This is a genomic window from Mesorhizobium sp. WSM4819 (genome assembly GCF_055811215.1).
This window is the reverse complement of record NZ_JBVVQO010000001.1, coordinates 242,147-263,551: the sequence shown is the minus strand read 5'-3', so window position 1 is coordinate 263,551 and position 21,405 is coordinate 242,147. Positions and strand designations below refer to the sequence as shown.

General features: G+C 63.3%; 18 protein-coding genes. 12 read left to right on the top strand and 6 right to left on the bottom strand.

The features are described from left to right. The first annotated feature begins 43 nt into the window (after positions 1–43). A complete protein-coding gene (locus tag AC0L18_RS01210) occupies positions 44–802 on the top strand; it encodes a DUF502 domain-containing protein (protein WP_473490291.1) in 759 nt (252 codons plus the stop codon). On the opposite strand, the gene recG is transcribed toward AC0L18_RS01210, so the two are convergent. Then, positions 754–2,865: an ATP-dependent DNA helicase RecG gene (gene recG, locus AC0L18_RS01205; protein WP_473490290.1), complete on the bottom strand. Its 2,112-nt coding sequence runs from the start codon at positions 2,863–2,865 to the stop codon at positions 754–756. The genes AC0L18_RS01210 and recG overlap by 49 nt on opposite strands. Before the next feature lie 295 nt (positions 2,866–3,160). Here recG and AC0L18_RS01200 point away from each other — a divergent pair, with 295 nt between their 5' ends. The 4 genes from AC0L18_RS01200 (at position 3,161) to AC0L18_RS01185 (ending at position 9,350) form a co-directional block, all read left to right on the top strand. After that, a complete protein-coding gene (locus AC0L18_RS01200) occupies positions 3,161–3,448 on the top strand; it encodes an FAD assembly factor SdhE (RefSeq protein WP_473490289.1) in 288 nt (95 codons plus the stop codon). Between the two features lie 13 nt (positions 3,449–3,461). Next, positions 3,462–6,959: a transcription-repair coupling factor gene (mfd, locus tag AC0L18_RS01195; protein WP_473490288.1), complete on the top strand. Its 3,498-nt coding sequence runs from the start codon at positions 3,462–3,464 to the stop codon at positions 6,957–6,959. Positions 6,960–7,265: 306 nt separating this feature from the next. Next, positions 7,266–8,639 (top strand): class II 3-deoxy-7-phosphoheptulonate synthase, encoded by a 1,374-nt coding sequence (locus AC0L18_RS01190; RefSeq protein ID WP_473490287.1) that lies wholly within the window; start codon positions 7,266–7,268, stop codon positions 8,637–8,639. Between the two features lie 153 nt (positions 8,640–8,792). Further along, a complete protein-coding gene (locus AC0L18_RS01185) occupies positions 8,793–9,350 on the top strand; it encodes a dihydrofolate reductase family protein (RefSeq protein WP_473490286.1) in 558 nt (185 codons plus the stop codon). Between the two features lie 11 nt (positions 9,351–9,361). Here the strand turns inward: AC0L18_RS01185 and AC0L18_RS01180 are convergent, their stop codons facing one another. Both AC0L18_RS01180 and AC0L18_RS01175 read right to left on the bottom strand, forming a co-directional pair. Continuing rightward, the gene (locus AC0L18_RS01180) at positions 9,362–10,150 is read right to left on the bottom strand and encodes an RES family NAD+ phosphorylase (RefSeq protein ID WP_473490285.1); all 789 of its coding nucleotides are present in this window, start codon (positions 10,148–10,150) and stop codon (positions 9,362–9,364) included. Continuing rightward, entirely contained in the window at positions 10,110–10,484 is a 375-nt protein-coding gene (locus AC0L18_RS01175; protein WP_473490284.1) for an antitoxin Xre/MbcA/ParS toxin-binding domain-containing protein, read from the bottom strand. The genes AC0L18_RS01180 and AC0L18_RS01175 overlap by 41 nt, the downstream gene beginning before the upstream one ends. 227 nt (positions 10,485–10,711) lie before the next feature. Between AC0L18_RS01175 and AC0L18_RS01170 the strand changes: the two genes are divergently transcribed. From AC0L18_RS01170 to AC0L18_RS01160, 3 genes are all read left to right on the top strand, one after another. Then, the gene (locus AC0L18_RS01170) at positions 10,712–11,131 is read left to right on the top strand and encodes a GFA family protein (RefSeq protein ID WP_473490283.1); all 420 of its coding nucleotides are present in this window, start codon (positions 10,712–10,714) and stop codon (positions 11,129–11,131) included. A 95-nt stretch (positions 11,132–11,226) separates the two neighbouring features. Then, complete coding sequence (locus AC0L18_RS01165; RefSeq protein ID WP_091593617.1) at positions 11,227–11,586, top strand: diacylglycerol kinase; 360 nt, start codon at positions 11,227–11,229, stop codon at positions 11,584–11,586. Between the two features lie 98 nt (positions 11,587–11,684). Next, entirely contained in the window at positions 11,685–12,266 is a 582-nt protein-coding gene (locus tag AC0L18_RS01160; RefSeq protein WP_473490282.1) for a hemerythrin domain-containing protein, read from the top strand. 3 nt (positions 12,267–12,269) lie between these two features. Here AC0L18_RS01160 and AC0L18_RS01155 read toward each other — a convergent pair whose 3' ends face one another. Both AC0L18_RS01155 and AC0L18_RS01150 read right to left on the bottom strand, forming a co-directional pair. After that, on the bottom strand, positions 12,270–12,857 hold the full coding sequence (locus AC0L18_RS01155; protein WP_473490281.1) for a DedA family protein: 588 nt from the start codon (positions 12,855–12,857) through the stop codon (positions 12,270–12,272). Then, entirely contained in the window at positions 12,854–13,417 is a 564-nt protein-coding gene (locus AC0L18_RS01150; protein ID WP_473490280.1) for a DUF1003 domain-containing protein, read from the bottom strand. Before AC0L18_RS01150 ends, AC0L18_RS01155 begins: the two co-directional genes overlap by 4 nt. Positions 13,418–13,506: 89 nt before the next feature. Here AC0L18_RS01150 and AC0L18_RS01145 point away from each other — a divergent pair, with 89 nt between their 5' ends. The 4 genes from AC0L18_RS01145 (at position 13,507) to gltX (ending at position 20,129) form a co-directional block, all read left to right on the top strand. Further along, positions 13,507–14,220 carry a DNA-3-methyladenine glycosylase I gene (locus tag AC0L18_RS01145; RefSeq protein ID WP_473490279.1) on the top strand — a complete coding sequence of 238 codons (714 nt, stop codon included), beginning with the start codon at positions 13,507–13,509 and terminating at the stop codon, positions 14,218–14,220. A 174-nt stretch (positions 14,221–14,394) separates the two neighbouring features. Then, positions 14,395–16,140, top strand: coding sequence for an NAD+ synthase (locus tag AC0L18_RS01140; protein WP_473490278.1), 1,746 nt, complete (start codon positions 14,395–14,397; stop codon positions 16,138–16,140). A gap of 512 nt (positions 16,141–16,652) precedes the next feature. Next, the gene (locus tag AC0L18_RS01135; RefSeq protein ID WP_473490277.1) at positions 16,653–18,458 is read left to right on the top strand and encodes an ABC transporter ATP-binding protein; all 1,806 of its coding nucleotides are present in this window, start codon (positions 16,653–16,655) and stop codon (positions 18,456–18,458) included. 297 nt (positions 18,459–18,755) lie between these two features. Next, positions 18,756–20,129 (top strand): glutamate--tRNA ligase, encoded by a 1,374-nt coding sequence (gene gltX, locus AC0L18_RS01130; protein WP_473490276.1) that lies wholly within the window; start codon positions 18,756–18,758, stop codon positions 20,127–20,129. On the opposite strand, the gene AC0L18_RS01125 is transcribed toward gltX, so the two are convergent. Beyond that, a complete protein-coding gene (locus tag AC0L18_RS01125) occupies positions 20,047–21,183 on the bottom strand; it encodes a DUF2865 domain-containing protein (protein WP_473490275.1) in 1,137 nt (378 codons plus the stop codon). The genes gltX and AC0L18_RS01125 overlap by 83 nt on opposite strands. Positions 21,184–21,405 lie beyond the last annotated feature (222 nt).

Here is a 21,405-nt window from a genome sequence, read left to right as displayed (position 1 = left end):
GCGGTTCATTAATGTCGCGCCGCAATCAGCGCTGCGGTGAACCATGTCCGATGCTTCCAAGACCTCAGGCATGACCCGGCTGCGGAATTACTTTCTGACAGGCTTTGTCGTCTGCGCGCCGCTGGCGATCACCGCCTACATCGCCTGGTCGTTCATCGGCTGGGTCGATTCCTGGGTGAAACCCTATATTCCGGCGCGTTACAATCCCGATAGCTATCTGCCGGCGCCGGTTCCGGGATTCGGGCTGATCGTCGCCTTGATCCTGATCACCCTGATCGGGTTCCTGACCGCCAATATCGTTGGCCGGGCTATCGTCTTGTTCGGTGAGCGGCTGCTCGGCCGCATGCCGCTGGTGCGCGGCATCTATGGGTCGCTGAAGCAGATCTTCGAGACCGTGCTGTCGAACAAGGGCGACATGTTTCGCCAGGTCGGGCTGGTCGAATACCCGCGCAAGGGCGTCTGGTCGCTGGTCTTCGTTGCCAGCGAGAAGGAAACCGAGATCAACCAGAAGCTCGACCAGGAGGGTGATCCGCTGATCGCGGTGTTCATGCCGTGCACGCCCAACCCGACCACCGGCTTCCTGATGTATGTGCCGAAATCCGATATCGTGCTGCTCGACATGACGATCGAGGACGGCGCCAAGCTGATCGTTTCGGCAGGGCTGGTCGCGCCGGCGGTCAAGACGAACATGGTGACGTTGAACGGCAAGCAGATCGGCGTTCAGGTCGGCAATCCGCCGGTCGACGCCGGGCCTCAGCCGGCGCGCAAGAGCCGCACCGCCTCGTCGCGGCCGAACAAATAAAGCAGCATGCGAAGGGCGGCGCCGCGTTCGGATTGCAGTTCCGGATCGCGCGACAGGATCAGCCGCGCGTCGTCGCGAGCGGCTTCGAGCAGGTCGGCATGCGCCTCGATGCGCGCCACCTGGAAGCCAGGTGTGCCGGACTGGCGGGTGCCGAGCAACTCGCCTTCGCCACGCAGTTTCAGATCTTCCTCGGCGATGCGAAACCCGTCCTCAGTCTCGCGCATCACTGACAGCCGGCGCGTTGCCGTCTCGCCGAGCGGGTCCTTGTAGAGCAGCACGCAGGACGACGGTTTTTCGCCGCGACCGACCCGGCCGCGCAACTGGTGCAACTGAGCGAGGCCGAAGCGCTCGGCATGCTCGATGACCATGATCGTCGCATCCGGCACATCGACGCCGACCTCGATGACCGTGGTGGCGATCAGGATGCGTGTCTCGCCGGCCTTGAAGGCGCGCATCGCCTCGTCTTTTTCGGCGCCCTTCATGCGGCCGTGCACCAGGCCGATCCGGTCGCCGAACAGCGGCTTCAAGGAGGCAAAACGGTCCTCCGCCGACATCAGCTTGATCTCTTCGGATTCCTCGACCAGCGGACAGATCCAATAGATCTTCTGGCCGTCGGCGACGGCGTCGCGCATGCGGCCGACCAGTTCGTCGAGCCGCTCGAGCGGCAGGGTGACGGTGCGGATCGGCTGGCGCCCGGCCGGCTTTTCCGTCAGCTTCGACACATCCATGTCGCCGAAAGCAGTCAGCACCAGCGTGCGCGGGATCGGCGTCGCCGTCATCACCAGCATGTCGGGCGCGTCGCCCTTGGCGGTGATGGCGAGCCGCTGGTGGACGCCAAACCGGTGCTGCTCGTCGATGACGGCAAGGACCAGGTCGTGGAACGTCACTGTTTGCTGGAACAGCGCGTGGGTGCCGACGACGATGTCGATCTCGCCACTGGCCAGGCCGGTCAGCGTCTCGGTGCGCTCGCGGCCCTTTTCGCGGCCGGTGAGGATGGCGATGCGCAGGCCGGCTTGTTCGGCCAACGGCGCAATCGTCACAAGATGCTGGCGCGCCAGGATTTCGGTCGGCGCCATCAATGCCGCCTGGCCGCCGGCCTCGACAGCGCGCGCCATGGCGAGCAGCGCGACAACCGTCTTGCCTGAGCCGACATCACCCTGCAGCAGGCGCAGCATGCGTTCGGGGTCACCGAGATCGGCATTGATTTCGGCAAGCGCCATTTCCTGCGAATTGGTCAGCGAATAGGGAAGGGCGGCGCGCAGCTTTTCGACGAAGCGGCCGTCCCCGACCAGCGGCCGGCCGGACAGGCGGCGGACTTTTGCGCGCACCAGCGCCAGCGACACCTGGCCTGCCAGAAACTCGTCATAGGCGAGACGCCGCCAGGCCGCGCCGTCGACGGACACGTCGATCGGGTCGGCGGGATTGTGGATGCGGGCGAGCGCGTCGCCGAAGGCGGGAAAGCTGCGGCGGCGCAGAAACTCATCCTCTAGCCATTCCGGCAGCACCGGCAAGCGAGCGAGCGCCTGGCCGATTGCCCGGCGCAGCACTTTTCCCGAGAGCCCGGCGGTGAGCGGATAGACCGGCTCGACCAGCGGCAGGTTTTCCGCTTCGCTGGCCAGCGCGATGTGGTCGGGATGAACCATGGTCGGGCGGCCGTTGAACCATTCCATGCGGCCGGAGACCACGACATGCTCGCCCTCGGGCATTGCTTTTTCGAGATAGGCGGCGTGCGCATGGAAGAAGGTCAGCGCGATCTCGCCGGTGTCGTCATGGGCGTAAACCCGGTACGGCACCGATCTGTTGCCGCGCGGCGGCGGCTGGTGGCGATCGATGCGCACTTCCAGGGTGACGATCGCGCCTTCAGCCGAACCGGCGATGCCCGGCCGGTTGCGGCGGTCGATCACCGAATGCGGCAGCACGAACAGAAGATCGCCGGCACGTGCGGGGCGGCGATCACCAAGATCGGCCGGCACGATTTTCTCGATCAGTGCGCCGACCTTCGGCCCGACGCCGGCAAGCGAGGTGATCGGGACAAACAGCGGATCGAGGAGGGAAGGTCTCATGGGTGTCGGCGCTCACCCCCCTCTGGCCTGCCGGCCATCTCCCCCTTACGGGGGGAGATCGGCAGCTTTGGCCTCATCGCCCATCCTGCAGCGGTGGAGATTGGCGAAATCAGTCGCGACGGCAAATCTCCCCCCTTGAGGGGGAGATGTCCGGCAGGACAGAGGGGGGTCTTAGCGCCGACGGTGTCAGGAGTGTATGTCACACCGGGATGTTAGACACCCACCGGACCGTTGCAAGGCTGACACCGCGCTCTATCCACGCTATATGCGCCGCTTCAGGCAAGGATGCTGGACGATGACCGGAACGAGACGATCAAGCGAGGGGCTCGACACCCGCCGCCGCAAGCTTCTGTTTCGATCCTGGCATCGCGGCATGCGCGAAATGGACCTTATTCTCGGCAGTTTCGCCGACGCCGAGATCGGCGCCTTGACCGGCGACGAACTCGACCAATATGAGAGGCTCCTCGAAATTGCCGATACCGAATTCCTGCCCGTGATCACCGGCGAGCGGCCGATTCCGGCTGACATCAACTGTGCCGTCCTGCAAAAAATCCTGGCGTCGCGCCAGGCGATGACATTCTGAAATACGTGATTCCATGAGCCTGATTCCCACAATTGGCCTGCCGAAAGGCCGCGCCGGCCAGTTCATCGTCGACGGAGTCGCCGACGGTTACGAAGCCTTCGCGCTGGTGCAGGCCGCGCACGAGATCGCGCCCGACAAGCCGGTGCTGTTCGTGGCACGCGACGGCCAGCGCCTGCCTTCGATCGTCGAGGCGCTTTCCTTCGCCGCGCCTGGCCTGCCGGTGCTCGAACTGCCGGCCTGGGATTGTCTGCCCTATGACCGCGTTTCGCCCGGCCCGGATGCAGCCGCGCGGCGACTGGACGCGCTCACCGCGATGATCGCGTTGGCAAAAAATCCGCACCGCGCCGTCATCCTGACCACTGCCAACGCGCTGCTGCAGCGAATTCCGCCGGCAAGCCTTGTCGAGGCGCAGACATTTCACGCCAAACCCGGCAACCAGATCGACATGAACGCACTGGCGTCGCGGCTGGAGATATCAGGCTTCGAGCGGGTGCCGACCGTGCGCGGCGTCGGCGAGTTCGCCGTGCGCGGCGGCATTCTTGACCTGTTTGCGCCGGGCTGGACGGAAGCGCTCAGGCTCGATTTCTTCGGCGACACGCTGGAATCGATCCGCGTCTTCGACGCCGCCACGCAGCGCACCACCGGCCAGCGCAAGTCGATGGCGCTGCAGGCGATGAGCGAAGTGGCGCTGACGCCGGAGACCATCAGCCGCTTCCGCCGCTCCTACATCGACGCTTTTGGCGCGCCCTCGCGTGACGATGGGCTCTATGCGGCGGTCAGCGAGGGACGGCGTTTTGCCGGCATGGAGCACTGGCTGCCGTTCTTCTACGAGCGGCTGGAGACGGTGTTCGACTATCTGCCGGACACGCCTGTGGTGTTCGACCATCTGGCGCATGAGGCACTGGCCGAGCGCCATGCGCTGATCCTCGACCATTACGAGGCGCGCAGGAAGCAGGCCGACGGCGCGCTGAAGGACGCCGTCCCCTACAAGCCGGTGCCGCCCGACCTGCTTTATCTGTCGCCGGAAAACCTCATCGCCTCGCTTGGCCCGCGCGAGGCGATCGACTTTACGCCGTTCGACGCGCCCGACGCCGGCGCCAGGAAAATCTACCATGCCGGGTCGCGGCACGGCCGCAGCTTCGTCGAGGAACGCGCCGACCCCAACGTCAACGTCTTCGACGTCGTTGTAAAACACATTGGCGACGAGCGCGCCGCCCGCCGCCGCGTCGTCGTCGCCGGCTGGACCGAAGGTTCGCTCGACCGGCTCGGCCAGATCCTGGCCGAGCATCATCTCGGCAACCTCGAGCCGGTGGCTACGCTGGCCGAGGCGGAAAAGCTCGAACCGGGACAGGCGGGACTTGCCGTGCTGCCGCTCGAATCCGGCTTCGAGACCGAGAAACTGGTCGTCGTCGCCGAGCAGGACATTCTGGGCGACCGGCTCATCCGTCGCTCGAAGCGCAAGAAGCGCCCTTCCGATTTCATCGCCGAGGCCTCGGCTTTGTCCTCCGGCGACATCGTCGTCCATAGCGACCACGGTATTGGCCGCTTCATCGGGCTGCGCACCATCGAGGCGGTCGGCGCGCCGCATGATTGCCTCGAAATCCATTACGCCGGCGACGACCGGCTGTTCCTGCCGGTGGAGAACATCGAGCTTTTGTCGCGCTATGGCTCGGATTCGACTGAGGCGACATTGGACAAGCTTGGCGGCGGCGCCTGGCAGTCCAGAAAAGCGCGGCTGAAGAAACGCCTGCTCGACATGGCCGGACAGTTGATCCGCATCGCCGCCGAGCGGCAGATGCGCGCTGCCCCTTCGCTGGTGCCGGCAGACGGTCTCTATGACGAATTCGCCGCGCGGTTTCCCTATGAGGAGACCGACGACCAGCAGACGGCGATCGATTCGGTCATGGGCGACTTGGGCGCCGGCAAGCCGATGGATCGGCTGATCTGCGGCGATGTCGGCTTCGGCAAGACCGAGGTGGCACTTCGCGCCGCCTTCATTGCGGCGATGGAAGGCTTTCAGGTCGCGGTGGTGGTGCCGACGACGCTGCTGTCGCGCCAGCATTTCAAGACCTTCTCGCAGCGCTTCTCCGGCCTGCCGATCCGCGTCGCTCAGGCCTCGCGGCTGGTCGGCGCCAAGGAACTGGCAGAGGCCAAGAAAGGCATCGCCGACGGCACCGTCGACATCGTCATCGGCACTCACGCGCTGCTCGGCTCGTCGATCTCGTTCAAGAATCTCGGCCTGTTGATCATCGACGAGGAACAGCATTTTGGCGTCAAGCACAAGGAACGGCTGAAGGACCTGAAGAGCGACGTGCATGTGCTGACGCTGTCGGCAACGCCGATCCCGCGCACGCTGCAACTGGCATTGACCGGGGTGCGCGAACTGTCGCTGATCGCCACGCCGCCGGTCGACCGCCTGGCGGTGCGCACCTTCATCTCGCCTTTCGACCCGCTGGTCATTCGCGAGACCCTGCTGCGGGAACGCTACCGTGGCGGTCATTCCTTCTATGTCGTGCCACGCATCAGCGATCTGGCGGAAATTCATGATTTCCTTCGTGAATCCGTGCCCGAACTAAAGGTGGCTGTCGCTCACGGCCAGATGCCGCCCGGCGAGCTCGACGACATCATGAACGCCTTCTACGACGGCCAGTACGATGTGCTGTTGTCGACCACCATCGTCGAATCCGGCCTCGATATCCCGACCGCCAACACGCTGATCGTGCATCGCGCCGACATGTTCGGCCTGTCGCAGCTCTACCAGCTGCGCGGCCGCGTCGGCCGCTCCAAGGTGCGCGCCTATGCGCTGTTCACGCTGCCGGCCAACCGCAAGCTGACCGATACCGCCGAGCGCCGGCTGAAGGTGCTGCAGTCGCTCGACACGCTCGGCGCCGGTTTCCAGCTCGCCAGCCACGATCTCGACATCCGAGGTGCCGGCAATCTTCTCGGCGAAGAGCAGTCCGGCCACATCAAGGAGGTCGGCTTCGAGCTCTACCAGCAGATGCTTGAAGAGGCCGTCGCCGAGGTCAAGGATTCCGGCGAGGTGCAGGATGGCGGCTGGTCGCCGCAGATCGCCGTCGGCACGGCGGTGATGATCCCCGAAAGCTATGTTCCGGACCTGCAGCTGCGGCTGGCGCTCTACCGCCGCCTCGGCGATCTCGAAAACACCGAGGAGATCGACGCTTTCGGCGCCGAGCTGATCGACCGCTTCGGACCGCTGCCGGAGGAAGTGAAGCATCTCTTGAAGATCGTCTTCATCAAGGCGCTGTGCCGCAAGGCCAATGTCGAAAAGCTCGATGCCGGACCAAAGGGCGTCGTCATCCATTTCCGCAAGCGCGAGTTCTCCAACCCCGTCGGGCTGGTCACCTTCATCGGCGAGCAGGGTTCGCTGGCCAAGATCCGGCCGGACCACAGCGTCGTTTTCGTCCGCGACTGGCCGACACCTGAAAAGCGGCTGGCCGGTTCAGCGGTCGTCATGACGCAGCTGGCAAGGCTGGTGGAGAAGGCGGCTTAACGCGGCTCGGCCGGCTCCCCCTTCTCCCCTTGTGGGAGAAGGTGGCCGCGAAGCGGTCGGATGAGGGTGTTCCAGCTTGGCAAAACCGCGCTCCGGCCAACACCCCTCATCCGTCTTGGCGCTGCGCGCCAACCCACCTTCTCCCACAAGGGGAGAAGGAAAGACAGGCGGCGAGCTTGCGCCATTCGCCACCACCGAAATTCCGGTCTAGAATAGGAAATCGGCTTCGTGTATGGAGCCGCGATCCCCATATTGGGGCGAAATGGCGGGCGGCAGCACCCGCTGGAAAGAATTTTGGGTGCAACGATGACGAAATGGTCGCCGAATTCGTGGAGAGCAAAGCCGATCCAGCAGGTTCCTGCCTATCCGGATCTTGCCACGCTGAAGAACACGGAAGCCCAGCTCGCCACCTTTCCACCGCTGGTTTTTGCAGGTGAGGCACGCAAGCTGAAGAAGCAGCTTGCGACCGTCGCTGCCGGTGACGCATTCCTTCTGCAGGGCGGCGATTGCGCCGAGAGTTTTGCCGAACATGGCGCGGACAACATCCGCGACTTCTTCCGCGTCTTCCTGCAGATGTCCGTGGTGTTGACCTTCGCCGGCGCGCAGCCGGTGGTGAAGGTCGGCCGTGTTGCCGGCCAGTTCGCCAAGCCGCGCTCTTCGGACGCCGAGACCAAGGGCGGCGTGACCCTGCCCAGCTATCGCGGCGACATCATCAACGGCATCGAGTTCGACGCCAAGTCGCGCATTCCCGACCCTGCACGCCAGGAGATGGCCTACCGCCAGTCAGCGGCGACGCTCAACCTGTTGCGCGCTTTTGCGCAGGGCGGCTACGCCAGCCTGGAGAACGTGCATCAATGGATGCTCGGCTTCGTGTCCGACAGCCCGCAGGGCGAGAAATACGAGTCGCTCGCCAACCGCATCACCGAGACGATGGACTTCATGAAGGCTGTCGGCATCACCTCGGAGACCAATTACGCGCTGCGCGAGACCGACTTCTACACCAGCCACGAGGCGCTGCTGCTCGGCTACGAGGAGGCGCTGACCCGCGTCGATTCGACCTCGGGCGACTGGTATGCAACCTCCGGCCACATGATCTGGATCGGCGATCGCACCCGCCAGCCCGACCATGCCCATGTCGAATACTGCCGTGGCATCAAGAACCCGCTTGGCCTGAAATGCGGCCCGTCGCTGACGCCGGACGGCTTGCTGCAGCTCATCGACCTGCTCAATCCGGAAAACGAGCCCGGCCGGCTGACGCTGATCGCGCGCTTCGGCTCCGACAAGGTCGCCGAGCATCTGCCGAAGCTGGTGCGCGCAGTGCAGAAGGAAGGCCGCAGCGTGGTGTGGTCGTCGGACCCGATGCATGGCAACACGATCGAGGCCGCCGGCTACAAGACACGGCCGTTCGACCGCATCCTGAAGGAGGTGCAGAGCTTCTTCGAGGTGCATCGCGCCGAAGGCACGCATCCGGGCGGCATCCATATCGAAATGACCGGCAAGAACGTCACCGAATGCACCGGTGGCGCCCGCGCCATCACCGCCGAGGAATTGCAGGACCGCTACCACACCCATTGCGACCCGCGCCTCAACGCCGACCAGGCGATCGAACTGGCGTTCCTGGTCTCGGACCTGCTCAAGAAGAGCCACCCGGTTCAGCACAAGCAGGCCGTCAACGGCTGATTTTCAGTCGCCATCGGAATTCACGATAAAGAAGCGCCGGAGAAATCCGGTGCTTCTTGATTCCGCATTGAATTCCACGCATCTTGCGATGGACTGATTGCGATATGCAATCGGTTATATATCTTCGCGCGAGGACATAAACGGAGGCACCCGATGGCCAGGATCGTCTATGCCATGCTGATGTCCCTGGACGGCTACATCGCCGGGCCGGACGGAGACATTGCCTTGCCGATACCCGAAGGGGAGTTGCACCGGCATTTCAACGACATGATGGGGCAGACCTCGATCGCGCTCTGCGGACGCCGGATGTACGAGGTGATGCGCTTCTGGGACAGTCCGGACCGAGACACCGGTGCCGAGATCGAGCGTGATTTTGCCCGCGCCTGGCGCGAGACCCCAAAGATCGTGTTTTCGACGACGCTTCGGGAAGTCGGACCCAATGCCCGTCTGCTGAACGGTGATGTCGAGAACGTGGTGAGATCCCTCAAGTCGGAAGCGGATGGCCAGATTACCGTTGCCGGCGCCGATCTTGCCGCGCATCTTGCACGCTCCGGTCTGATCGACGAGTACCGGCTCTACATCCACCCGGTTGTGCTTGGCGGCGGCAAGCCGTATTTCCAGTCCGGCCTGTCGCTGACCTTGAAGCCGCTTGGTAAGGAAAGCCTAACCCAGGGCGTGACGCTGCTGCGCTACGCACCCGCCGGTTTTTAGCCAGGATCCGGCTAGCGGCCGCGCTCCCAGCGCAGTCCGTTGAGCCGGGGATCGGCGGCAAACGCCGTCCTGGAAAACTCGATCCGGTTTTGCGGGAACTCGCAGATCGCCTGCACGCCGAAGGCGCCCAGCCTGATGCGCCAGGTGTGGGGTTCCAGCGGTTTCGGCTTGGCAAAGCCGCTGCATGCCAGCAGCGCCACATTAGCGCCTTTCGGGTCGCGCACGGAGCGATAGCGGATCGCCTCCAGCCCGGCTTCGCGCGCGACATCGGCAATATTTTGGCAGGCCGCATAGTCGGTCGGGTGCGTCCACGCCGCTGCGTCGCGGTCGAGCGGCGGCCGCGTCAGGTCGATCACCTTTGTACTGCGTATCGCTGCGGCGAAGGCGGTGTATTCGGCGGCGTCGCGTGGCCACGGCGTAGCCGGCGATTCGGCGAAGAACAGCAGGCGGTAAAAAGCCATCTCAGAGACGGCAGTCATAATGGTTTCCGCCGCATAGTAGACGCCCTTGGTCCTGCCGGCGCGGCGGAAGCGCGAACCGTGCGGATAGATCGAGCCGTAGCGGAAGGGCGTTGCCAGGAGATAATGCAGATGCCGGCATTCCAAGGGGATTTGCGGCTTGGTTTCCTCGATCAGGTCTTCGAGGACGGCCTGCTCGTCGAGCGTGTCAACGACTTTCAATGTCGAGACGCGGTGCTGCGCCTCGACCATGCGCCAGTATTTGCCATCGAGCCCATGCTTGCCACCTCGTTTGGCGGCTTCAGACGAGAGCGCGTCGGGAGTCCAGATAGGCGATGACATCGACAAGCCCTGATATCGTCACGATTTTTTCGAGCGGGGTGCCATCGAAGGCCGTGTTGGCATTCTTCAGCCATGCCCGGGCGACGGTCTCGTCGCCGCCGACAATGGCGTCGAGCGAGCGGAACAGGCGGACGAACAGCACGGCAAGCTCGAACGGCTTGGTTCCACGCTCCAGCAGGAATTCCTGCCTGCGCATGCGCGAAACCGTGGCTTCCGAAACCCCGATGATGGAGGCCAGCATCCTGGCGGTAATGTCCAGCAGGTCGGCGGCGCGCAGCGTCGCCTTGGTCAGCACTGCATTTTCGGCCGTGTTGGCGGCGAGATTGAGTTGCATTGTCGGCAGCGTCTCCTTTCTGATGAAAATATAGCGCACAAAAATTCATATGGAAAGATACTGCTTTAACAATTGGCGGACCGTCGAGAGGCTGTTGGCGCGGCCTGCCGCTTTGTCCAAACCGTGCTGTGCGGAACACGCCCGTCGAATGTCGCATTCGCTTGAGCACGGCCGCAGCAAAACTGGCAAGGGACGCCGAGGATCACGCCTGCGTCGGGAGGCCCGAGATGGATAACACACATAGCGGCTCTTGCCTGTGCGGGGCTGTGCGGTTCAAGACGCGAGGGGCCTTGCGCGGCGTCATCTACTGCCACTGCTCGCAATGCCGGAAGCAGAGCGGGCATTTCTACGCTGCAACCAATGTTGCCAACGCAGACATCACGATTATGGGCGCGGAAAGCATCACCTGGTACCAAGCATCGTCGTTTGCCAGGCGCGGTTTCTGCAAGACATGCGGCTCGTTGCTGTTCTGGAAGCCGCAGGATGATGAATATGTCTCGGTTCTCGCCGGACTGTTCGACAAGCCCACCGGACTTCAGGGCCAATGCCACATCTTCGTCGGCGACAAGGGCGACTACTACACGATCGACGATGGGTTGCCGCAGTTCGAAAAGTCGACGCCGTCGATCAAGGTCGCCGATGAGTGACAAGCTCGCCGGCAAATGATTTTTGCAGCGATCGCCTTATTCCCTTGATCCGGCCATTGCGCTATCCCCCTGCCGGTGGTTCGGAAAGGTTTGGCATGCAGCGGCTGATCGATGCTTTCTACAATTCAGTGCGGGCATTTCGCAAATTGGCTTCCAGCGAAAAAGCCTTCCAGCAGGAGCTGATGCTGCTCGTGCTGGCGCTGCCGCTCGGCTGGTTTGTTTCGGTGTCGTGGCGCGGCTATGCGCTGCTGATCGGCGCGGTGCTGCTGCTGATCATGGTCGAAGTGCTGAACACCGGCATCGAGGCCGCATGCGATGCGTTCAGCCGGGAGTTCAACGTCGATATCCAGCTCGCCAAGGACTGCGGTTCGCTGGCGGTGCTGATTTCGGTGGTGATCGTTGCCGGCGTCTGGGGCATCGCCATCATCGAGCGAATCATGGGGCTACCGATCTAGCCATCAAACCCCTACATGCCGGTCACCACAACCTGATCCCATGATCTGTTCCGAAAACCGGTATCCACTTTCCGGGATCATGGTCTGAGGAGACCGACATGACCGCCGATTCCCTGCTGCTCGAACGCGCAGGCCTGCCGGACGATTTGCGCTGGCTGGCTGAAAAATACCCGCGCGAGGTATGGCAGGGCCACGCCAATATCCATGGCATCGCCACTATGTGGCTGCAGCGGCACGACATGTTCCGCGAGCTCGGCGGCATGCTGACCAACGGCACTGACGACTATCGCGAGGGCCGGCTGACGGCGCCGGAGTTCGCGCGCTGGTTCGCGCCGCGGCTCAATCATCTTCTTGGGCACCTCGACGGCCACCATAATGTCGAGGATATCCATTATTTTCCGGTCTTCGCCAAGGCCGAGACCCGGCTGAAGCGCGGCTTCGAGATTCTCGATGCCGATCATCATACGATCCATGAAGGGCTGGAGCGCAATGCCGAGGCGGCAAACGCTTTCATCCGCACGCTAAGCGGGAGCGAGGACAAGCAGCGCTTTGCCGCCGATGCCTATGCCGACGAGAACAGCCGGCTGATCGCCATGCTGACCCGGCACCTTGCCGACGAGGAAGACCTGATCATCCCGCTGATCCTTGATCGCGGCGACCGGGCGCTCGGCATCGACTGATCATCACGTCTCCTTGCTACGCTCCTTCTTGGCAATGGTATGAGCGATGAACCAGGCAAAGACGACCACGCCCAACCCAATCGCCAGCGCGATCAGCAATCGCTCGTGACGGACCAACGCCTGGCCGACGATGCGCTCCGCGCCAAGCCCGAACACATAGCCGATGGTGGTGAACAATCCGGCCCAGACCATCGATGAAATGGCGTTGAGAATGACAAAGCGCGTCACGGCAATGCCGGACAATCCGGCCGCGATGCCGCCGACAAGGCGCAGGCCATAGATAAAGCGGTTCGTCAGCACGAAAATGTCGGGATGGGTGGAGACAAGACGATAGGCGTGGCTGAAACCCGGCCGGCCCTTCAGTTTGACCACGAACGGATGGTCGGCGAAGCTTCGTCCGAGGATAAAGAAACAGCTGTCGCCGGCAAAGGCGCCGATGGCGGCCGCCAGAAACGCCTGCCACAGGACGAAAACATGCTGATGCGCGAAAAACCCGCCGAGGAGGGCGGCACTTTCGCCCTCGGCGACACAGCCCAGAAAGACGGCAATCAGCCCGTATTGCTCGATGAGATTATGGATGGCATCCGTCATGAAGGCGTCCGCTGCTTCGACAGGATATCGTCGATCCGCTTCACCTGTTCGGCCAGCTGCGCGATCTCGTCGCGCATGCCGACGATCTGGCTGTGGCGCAGTTCGTCCAGCTTCTCATGCAGCGCCATGATCTCGATCTCCGCCTTGAGATTGACCTCGTAGTCGTGGGCGGCGTCGATGCGGTCGCGCTCGGCCTGGCGGTTCTGCGCCATCATGATCACCGGCGCCTGCAGCGCAGCGATCATCGACAGTATAAGGTTGAGGAAGATGAAGGGATAGGGATCGAAGGCGTCGCGCGACAAAAGCCAGGCATTGCCTGACGTCCACAGGATCAGGAAGGCGATGAAGACCAGGATGAAGGACCACGAACCGCCGATCCGGGCGATGGTATCGGCGAGGCGGTCGCCAAACGTCTGGTGAAAAGCGACGGCCTTGTTGGTGTCCTTCGCGATCGTGGTGCGTTCGAGCGTGCTTTGCAGCACCTGGCTCTCGACCTGGCTTAGGCCATCCGGCCTTCGCCGCAGCCAGCGGTTTGCCAGATCTTCGATCGTCTTGTTCATTGTCGCCTCCGTCGTCAGCGTCCGCATAGACCTAGAGGCTGCCGGTTCGCGCGGGAAGTGGTAGATTGACGCGACAGGGTGAGGAAACAATGATGGATTTTCAGAAAATCCGCGCCCGCGCGGCCAAACGCAAGGGCGGGGAAGCGGTGCTGGCATCGCTGCTGGGGCCGATGCCCGACAATGCCGCGGTGGCTGACATTTCCGATGATCGCATCCTGTCGACGATCGCCGAGCGTGTTTTTGCGGCGGGTTTCGTCTGGCGCGTCATCGAGCAGAAATGGCCGGGTTTCGAACAAGCGTTCCTCGGCTTCGAGCCGAAGCGGCTGTTGTTCCAGCCTGACGATTTCTGGCACGAACTGACGGCCGACGAGCGCATCGTGCGCAATCCGCAGAAGATCAAGGCGGTTCGCGACAACGCGGCTTTCGTCGAGCGTGTGTCGAAGGAGCACGGCGGCTTTGGCAGGTTCCTCGCCGACTGGCCAGAAGACGACCAGGTTGGACTGATGGCCTATCTCGGCAAGCATGGCAGCCGGCTCGGCGGCAATACCGGCCAGTATTTCTTGAGGTGGCTGGAGTGGGACGCCTTCATCATCTCAGGCGACATGGCGGCCGCACTGCGCGACGCCGGCCTGGACATCGACGAACACCCGACCTCGAAGCGCGATCTCGACAAGATCCAAAACCAGATCAATGCCTGGGCGGCGGATACCGGGCTGCCGCGCCGGCATATTTCGCGCATCCTGGCGATGTCGATCGGCGAAAACCATTCGCCGCAGGCACTGCGCGAATATATGGGCGAATAGGACGCGATCGGGATCCGGCGGTCCGATCGGTCTTACGAATGACCTGTGTCATACGGTCTGATACGAATGACCTAGGTCATTCGGTCTGGACACGAATGACATAGGTCATTCGGTCCGGAGTGGTCCAAGCAAACGCCATTGCCCGGCCAATTCTGTCGCGCTAAGTCAGCAGGCATGACCGACAAGACCGCTTCCGACATATTGCGCATCGCCGTCGCCCAGCTCAATCCAACGGTTGGCGATGTCGCCGGCAATCTCGCCAAGGCGCGCGAGGCGAGGGCGGATGCCGCTCGCCAGGGCGCCGACATCGTGCTGTTCACCGAGCTTTTCCTTGCTGGGTATCCGCCCGAAGACCTGGTGCTGAAACCGGCGTTCCTGAAGGCCTGCGAGCGGGCGGCGCAGGATTTCGCTGGCGATACTGCCGATGGCGGGCCTGGCGTCATCATCGGCACGCCGCTGAAGCGCAAGAGCGGCACGCACAATTCGATCATCTTTGCTGATGGCGGCAAGATCCTTGCCGAGCGCTACAAGCTCGATCTGCCGAACTACGGCGAATTCGACGAGAAGCGCGTCTTCCAGGCCGGCCCTGAAATCCAGGGGCCGGTCAATTTCCGCGGCGTGCGCCTGGGGATTCCGATCTGCGAAGATATTTGGGGCGATGTCGGCGTCTGCGAGACGCTGGCCGAAAGCGGTGCTGAAATCCTGCTGGTGCCGAACGGCTCGCCCTATTATCGCGGCAAGGTCGATGTTCGCCACCAGATTGTCATCCGCCAGGTCATCGAATGCGGATTGCCGATCATCTATGCCAACCAGCTTGGCGGCCAGGACGAGCTGATCTTCGACGGCGCGTCGTTTGCCATAGGTTCCGACAAGACGCTGGCCTTCCAGATGAGCCAGTTCGAGGAAACGGTCAACGTCACCACCTGGAAGCGCAACCGCGCCGCCGCAGGCGCGCAAAATAGAAATAGCGCCGCCGCAGGCGCGCAACTTGGAAATGGTCCTGATGGCTGGGTCTGCTCCGAAGGACCGATGTCAAAAATCCCGGAAAAGGAGGAGGCCGATTACCGCGCCTGCATGCTGGGCCTGCGCGACTACGTCAACAAGAACGGTTTCAGGAATGTCGTGCTCGGGCTTTCCGGCGGCATCGATTCGGCGATCTGCGCCGCACTTGCCGTCGATGCGCTCGGCGAGGAACGGCTGCGCGCCGTGATGATGCCCTACCGCTACACTTCTAAGGACTCGCTCAAAGACGCCGAGGATTGCGCCCGCGCGCTCGGCTGCCGTTACGACATCGTGCCGATCTTCGAGCCGGTCGACGGATTCCTGCATACGCTGACGCAGCTTTTCGAGGGCACCAAGCAAGGCATCACCGAGGAAAACCTGCAGAGCCGCGCGCGCGGCACCATTTTGATGGCGATCTCCAACAAGTTCGGCTCGATGGTGGTCACCACCGGCAACAAGAGCGAGATGTCGGTCGGCTACGCCACGCTCTACGGCGACATGAATGGCGGCTTCAACCCGATAAAAGACCTCTACAAGATGCAGGTCTATGCGCTGGCGCGCTGGCGCAATACGCATGTGCCGCCGGGTGCGCTGGGCCCTTCCGGCGAGGTGATCCCGAACAACATCATCGACAAGGCGCCGTCGGCGGAACTGCGTGAGAACCAGACGGATCAGGACTCGCTGCCGCCCTATCCGGTGCTGGACGACATATTGGAGTGTCTGGTCGAGAACGAGATGGGTGTCGACGAGATTGTGGCCCGCGGCCACGACCGGGCAACGGTGACGCGCATCGAGCACCTGCTCTACATCGCCGAATACAAGCGCCGGCAGGCAGCGCCGGGCGTGAAGATCACCAAAAAGAATTTCGGCCGCGACCGCCGTTATCCCATCACCAACCGGTTCAGGGACGGCGGATAGATCGCCGTTTTTTGCTGCTGTGAAAATGGCTGCCGCGAGGAAGTGCACAACCCGCGATTGTTGCAAAATCGCCTCACCAGTTGGACCAGATGCGCTTTTGGCCTTCCACTGACTTGGCGCGGCGTTGACGCGACGCCTTTCCGCGATCCCTACGCATCGGCCTGAAAATCGGAATCGATTTTCAGAAAGCACGATGCGCAGATTCAAGAAGTTGGAGCGTACTTTGTGCGTCCGAATGGACGCACGTCGCTCTAATGGGAGGACCGAATGCCAGGATTTGACATCGTTATGCGAGGCCGCGAAGCCTAGGTTTCAGAGGGCGCGCCGGAAGGTTTTCACCTTCATGGCCAGGCAATCTGACAACAGGCATTCGTCGATGCCGGTCGCCGCCCGTATTCGGGCGAGCCGCCAATATGCCGAACCTTCCGCATTCCCGGGCACTCACGCGCCCAACGCGGTTTTCTCAATTTCGACCTTACCGGGACCGGGCTCGTTTGCGCCCGAATGACATCATGGCTCGTTTTCAGATCGATTTGCGCGCCGGCGCCTTTCGCAGCGTGCTTGGCTTCACGCTCAGTCATTGGCGGCGCCAGCCGTGGCGGCTTTCGCTCATCATGGGCACATTCCTGCTGTCGACCTTGGCCGACGTGCTGACGCCGCTCTATTCCGGCCGGCTGGTCGACGCCGTCGCCAGCAGTGCTGCGGCCGACGATGTCGCCTGGGACGCGGCGATGGCGGCCTTTTCGATGCTGGTGGCGCTGGCGCTCACCGGTGTCGTGCTGCGCAACCTCGCCTTCATGGCCATCGTCGAATTGACCCTGAAGATGATGGCGGATATCGCCGCCAACGCCTTCCACCGGGTCCAGCGTTTCTCCACCGACTGGCACGCCAACAGCTTCGCCGGATCGACCGTGCGCAAGATAACCCGCGGCATGTGGGCGCTCGACCTGCTCAACGACACGATCCTGATCGCGCTGCTGCCGTCCGTCGTCATGCTCGTCGGCTCGACGCTGCTGCTCGGCTGGTTCTGGCCGCTGATGGGTGCTGTCGTCGCCGCAGGCTCGGTGCTGTTCATCGCGGTGACGGCGCTGCTGTCGCTTGGCTATGTCGCGCCCGCGGCAAGGCTTGCCAATGCATGGGACACGCGCCTTGGCGGCTCGCTGGCCGATGCGGTGAGCTGCAACGCCGTGGTCAAGGGCTTTGGCGCCGAGGAACGCGAGGAAACACGCCTCGCCAAGGTCGTCGCCAGATGGCGCGCCCGCACGCGCCGCACCTGGGTGCGCGGCACCATCAACGGCACCACGCAAGGATCGATGCTGCTGCTTCTGCGAACAGCGGTGATCGGATTTTCGCTGCTTTTGTGGTCGTGGGGGCAGGCGAGCGCCGGCGACGTCACCTTCGTGCTGACCTCGTTCTTCGTGCTGCAAGGCTATCTGCGCGATATCGGCACGCACATCCGCAATTTGCAGCGCTCGATCAACGACATGGAGGAACTTGTCGACTTCCAGTTCGAGCCGCTCGGCATCGAGGATGTGCCCGGCGCCAGGCCGATCCGCATCACCAACGGCCGCATCAGCTTCGACAACGTCACCTTCCATTATGGCAGCCCCCGACTGCCGCTGTATCGCGACTTTTCGGTGGACATCGCGCCGGGCGAGCGCGTCGGGCTGGTCGGCCATTCGGGTTCGGGCAAGACGACCTTCGTCAAGCTGATCCAGCGGCTTTACGACGTGAACGCGGGAACGATCCTGATCGACGGCCAGGATATTTCCGGGGTGGCGCAGGCGTCGCTGCGCGGGCAGATCGCTATCGTCCAGCAGGAGCCGATCCTGTTCCACCGATCGCTGGCCGAAAACATCGCTTATGCCCGGCCGAGCGCGACGCAGGCCGAGATCGAGCATGCCGCACGGCTGGCAAGCGCGCACGACTTCATCATCGATCTGCCGCAAGGCTATGGCACGCTGGTCGGCGAGCGCGGCGTGAAACTATCGGGCGGCGAGCGCCAGCGGGTGGCGATCGCGCGGGCCTTCCTTGCCGATGCGCGGATCCTCATTCTGGACGAGGCGACATCGAGCCTCGATTCGGAATCGGAGGTGCTGATCCAGCAGGCGATGGAGCGGTTGATGGTCGGCCGCACGACGCTGGTCATCGCGCACCGGCTTTCGACGGTGCGAGCGCTCGACAGGCTCCTGGTGTTCGATCGCGGCCGCATTGTCGAGGGGGGCTCGCATGATCAACTGATCCGGCTGCAAGGCGGCATCTACCGCCGGCTGTTCGAGCGCCAGGCGCTCGAATTGACCAAGGGGCTGGCGATCTGACGACTTGCAGCGCCGCGCGCGTCCAACAACTTTGAATCTGCGGATCGTGCTTTCCGCAAATCGGTTCCGATTTTCGGGCCGATTAGAGCGACGTGCGTCCCCTTGGACGCACAAAGTACGCTCTAACAACTTTGACTCTGCGCATCGTGCTTTCCGCAAATCGGTTCCGATTTTCGGGCCGATGCGCTAAAACGCGCGTCGCTGCCGCCTTCTCATCGCCTTCGTCATGTCTTATGTCTGCGGCCAAGCGCGGGGGCGTGTCTTGTCAACAGCAAAACCATCCGGTACGCCCCATTCATGACAGTTACCGTCCGTTTCGCCCCATCACCCACCGGCCGCATTCATATCGGCAATGCCCGCACTGCGCTGTTCAACTGGCTGTTCGCCATGAACAACAAGGGCCGCTTCATCCAGCGCTTCGACGACACCGACGTCGCGCGCTCGACGCAGGAATTCTCCGACGCCATCCTCTACGACCTGCATTGGCTGGGCATCTTTCCCGACGCCACGGAATACCAGTCGCGGCGCTTCGAGATCTACGATGCGGCGGTGGAGAAATTGAAAGCGGCGCGCCTTCTCTATGCTTGCTACGAAACACCGGAAGAGCTCGATCTCAGGCGAAAGGTGCGCCGCACGCGCGGCCTGCCGCCGGTCTACGGCCGCGAGGCGCTGACGCTGACGGCTGAGCAGGTCGCCGAATACCAGGCCGATGGCCGCCGGCCGCACTGGCGCTTTCTGCTGCCTAATTTCACCAGCGATCCGCTGCAGCCGGAGCGCACCGAAATCCACTGGAACGATCTGGTGCGCGGCGAGGAAACCGTCGACCTAGCCTCGCTTTCCGACCCGGTTCTGATGCGCGAGGACGGCACCTATCTCTATACTCTGCCTTCGGTGGTCGACGACATCGAGATGGGGATCAGCCATGTCATCCGCGGCGACGACCACGTCACCAATACCGGCGTGCAGTTGGCCTTGTTCCAGGCGCTGGGTGCCGAGCCGCCGGTGTTCGGCCACCACAATCTGTTGACCACCGCATCGGGCGAGGGCCTGTCGAAGCGGAGTGGCGGGCTGTCCATCGAAAGCCTGCGCGAGACCGGCATCGAGCCGATGGCGGTCGCCTCGCTGGCGGTGCTCGTCGGCACCTCGGAAAACGTCGTCGCGGTGCAGACGATGGCTGAGCTTGCCGAGCGCTTCGATCCGGCGGCGACATCGAAATCCCCGGCCAAATTCGATCCGGACGAGCTTTTCGTGCTCAATCGCACGCTGCTGCACCATATGCCGTTTTCCGAGGCGCGCGACCGGCTGATCGTGCTCGGCATTTCCGGCGAACAGGCGGAGCCGTTCTGGCTGGCGGTGCGCGGCAATCTCGACAGGTTGGCCGACGCCGCAATCTGGTGGCGCACACTTCGCGACGGCCCGCAGGAGCAGCCGGACTTTTCCGACCCCGACCGCGAGTTCCTTCGCCAGGCGTTCGATCTTTTGCCGGAAGACCCCTGGAACGGGTCGGTCTGGAAGGAGTGGACCGGCAGGATCAGGGAAGCAACCGGCCGCAAGGGCAAAGCGCTGTTCACGCCGCTCAGGCTGGCGCTTACGGGCCAGCCCTCGGGGCCGGAGCTTGCAGATCTGTTGCCGCTGCTGGGTCGGGAAGGAACGTTGGCCCGACGACCCTGACCTTGCGCTGTTCCGGCGGCGGCAAGGTCGTCGGCGAGGGTTTTGCGGCGGGGCGCTCGATGGCTTCGCGATCGAGCCGGCCTTCGACATTGGCCAAACTCTCGGGTTCGGCGGGGGCAGCCTGTTCCGGGCCTGGCGGGTTGCCGGCAATGATCTCGAAATTTCGCGCGGCGTTGCAGCCGCAGGCCGGCGGACGCGCGGGCTGCTTGTAGAGATAGGCGGTCGGCAGTTCGCTGTAGGGCCTGCCGGTTACCGAAGACGTCATGCCGCCCGAGTCGTCGCCAAAGCCGCGCGCATAAAACACCTGCATCTCGGTGCCGGGGCAACTCGAATCGCAGTTCTTCTGGTCGCGCTCGAAATCGCCCAGCGAGGCGGCGTTCGACATCGGGAAGAAATAGCCGTCGCAGGTGCGCACGCACATCGTGCGGAATTCGCCGTGCGGCTGGCCCATGTCGTCGGCATTATCGAGCATGGTGCGGATGTCGCGCGGACCCACGGCTTGATCGGGCTCTTCAGGCCGGTCGGACGCACCGGGTCCAATTGCGTCGCTGCCCAAAAGCTGGTCGAGCAAGTTTTTCTCGCCGGTTCCACGGCTGGCGTCGCGGCCCGGTGCCGGCTTTGGCGGCGCCGCATCATCGCGGCAGCCATTGGCGTCGAGCGAAGCCAATATGCGTGCGCGATTGCGGTGCGAGCCGTCGCCGGCGAGTTCAGCGCGCGTGGCTTGCAAGCCGTCGAGATTGGCTGCCATGCGATCGATGGTGGCGTCGAGTGTGGCGCATGCGTTGGCGTTGCGGCGCGACAGCGAAAAGCCGCAGCCGGCGCGGCTGGATTGGCTGACGGCCTTTGAAATCTGCTGGCGCTGCCGCATGATTGCATCGTCATATTTCCTGAGCAGGGCTGGCTTGGTGCCGCCACCGCGCGAAGCGGCCGCGAGATCGGCTTCCAGCTGCCGGCAAACACCGGAGGCGGCCTGCAGTTCGGTGGCGGCAAAGCCTGACAATGCCAGGGCACCGAGCAGTGCTGCGGCGCGCGTCAGCTTCCACCCTCCGCCCATACGGAACTCCGCTTGCCTCGTCCGTTGCGAAGGTTACCGCGTCCGCGGTTAACTGTTTATTTAGCTTACCCGTCAAATTGGGTTTTGTTGGGCGTGACCAATGCAACGTCGGCGCCGCCCCTCATCCGCCTGCCGGCATCATCTCCCCGTATAGTGACGGGGAGAAGGGGCTGGCCGCAACCTCGGCACACTTTTTGCAACGCCGGAGATTGGCGAAATCGT